Raw genomic sequence first — 1678 nt, 5'->3', positions numbered from 1 at the left:
CTGCGTGCAGGCGTTGGAACAGACGCTCAAGGGCCAGCAATCAGTTCAGTAATCCAAATAAATCCCTTGTGGGAGCGAGCCTGCTCGCGAATGCACCAGTCAATCACCAAAGATGTTGAATGACAGATCGCTCGCGTGCAGGCTCGCTCCCACAGGGGCATCTTCGAAGACTTCAGACAATTACAACAGGTCAATCCCATGTCCCTCCCCTCCCAAGTACGCCTGATCGAAGTCGGCCCGCGCGATGGTCTGCAGAACGAAGCCCAACCGATCAGCGTGGCTGACAAGGTACAACTGGTCGACGCCCTGAGCGCCGCCGGTCTTGGTTACATCGAAGTCGGCAGTTTTGTCTCGCCGAAATGGGTGCCGCAAATGGCCGGGTCGGCCGAGGTGTTCGCGCAGATCCAGCGCAAGCCCGGCGTCATCTACGGTGCACTGGCGCCCAATCTGCGCGGTTTTGAAGATGCGCTGGCGGCGGGTGTGAAAGAGGTTGCGGTATTCGCCGCCGCATCCGAGGCGTTCTCGCAGCGCAACATCAATTGCTCGATCAGCGAAAGCCTGGCGCGCTTTGCACCGATCATGGAAGCCGCGAAACAGCATGGCGTTACCGTGCGCGGTTACGTGTCCTGCGTGCTGGGTTGCCCTTATGAAGGCGAGGTCGCGCCGGAACAAGTGGCGATGGTTGCGCGTGAACTGTACGCGATGGGCTGCTACGAAGTGTCCCTCGGCGACACCATTGGCACCGGCACTGCCGGTGCAACCCGTCGTTTATTCGAAGTGGTCTCGGCACAAGTCCCACGGGAAAAACTGGCTGGGCACTTCCACGACACCTACGGCCAGGCGATGGCCAACATCTATGCCAGCCTGCTGGAAGGCATTGCCGTGTTCGACAGCTCTATTGCCGGTCTCGGCGGCTGCCCGTACGCCAAAGGCGCGAGCGGTAACGTCGCCACCGAAGACGTGGTGTACATGCTCAACGGCCTGGGTATCAAGACCGGTATCGACCTCGACGCCCTGATTGCAGCGGGTCAGCAGATCAGTGCGGTGCTCGGTCGCCCGAGCGGTTCGCGTGTGGCCAAGGCCCGTAACGCCCAGTGAGGGCGAAGGTGTTACCGCGGTGTCTGAAACGTGGGCATAGTCGAGTAACACGGAAACAAATTGTCTGGTTTTGCCTGAAGGAAAAATCCTTCAAAAATCCCAAGCCATTGATTTAAAAGAGTTTTAAAAAGTTGGCACGGCTTCTGCTATCTCTATGGCATAACAAGAATAAAAAGCAGCAAACCAATAAAAATAAGACGTACCGACTCTGACATAACAAAAACAACACGGCAGAGACGCAGCTAACAGATTTTTTTGGAGAAGGTGTGCTTTTCAGGGTGCTCTCAGGAGTGACCCGCAACCGGGCAGAGAATAATAAAACTACCTTCAGGTAGCGCCCGAATCGGTTGGATCGTTTGACGAGAAAGCAGATCAGCGCTCAAAAAAATACGTTTGCTCTTGACCCCGGATGGGGGTCGCCAAAAACAGCGGTAAAGGGCCACGGTTGCCAAAAACAACAACAGACCGCCCCTCAATAATAAAAAAGAGCACGCGACGACAAAATTAAAGGGGAGCTTCGGCTCCCCTTTGTGCTTTCTTGGATTTGTGTTTTTAAAAGATCGCAGCCTGCGCAGCTCCT

At 55.6% G+C, this 1678-nt stretch carries 2 protein-coding genes; one reads left to right on the top strand and one right to left on the bottom strand.

Going from position 1 to position 1678, the window contains the following annotated elements:
• Nucleotides 1–198 precede the first annotated feature (198 nt).
• Nucleotides 199–1098, top strand: a complete 900-nt coding sequence (locus HT737_RS25740; RefSeq protein WP_095666964.1) for a hydroxymethylglutaryl-CoA lyase — start codon at nt 199–201, stop codon at nt 1096–1098.
• A gap of 284 nt (nt 1099–1382) precedes the next feature.
• Here the strand turns inward: HT737_RS25740 and HT737_RS31370 are convergent.
• The coding region (locus tag HT737_RS31370; protein ID WP_220459513.1) for a hypothetical protein at nt 1383–1678 on the bottom strand (296 nt) is incomplete at its 5' end.

The sequence above is a fragment of the Pseudomonas sp. MD195_PC81_125 genome (assembly GCF_014060985.1).
Lineage (GTDB): Bacteria > Pseudomonadota > Gammaproteobacteria > Pseudomonadales > Pseudomonadaceae > Aquipseudomonas > Aquipseudomonas parakoreensis.
The sequence above is the reverse complement of the archived record's forward strand: the minus strand, read 5'-3'. Positions and strand labels throughout refer to the sequence as shown.

Excerpts from the sequence above, each read along its gene's own strand:
- HT737_RS25740 (WP_095666964.1), top strand. The coding sequence starts at position 199 with ATGTCCCTCCCCTCCCAAGTACGCCTGATCGAAGTCGGCCCGCGCGAT.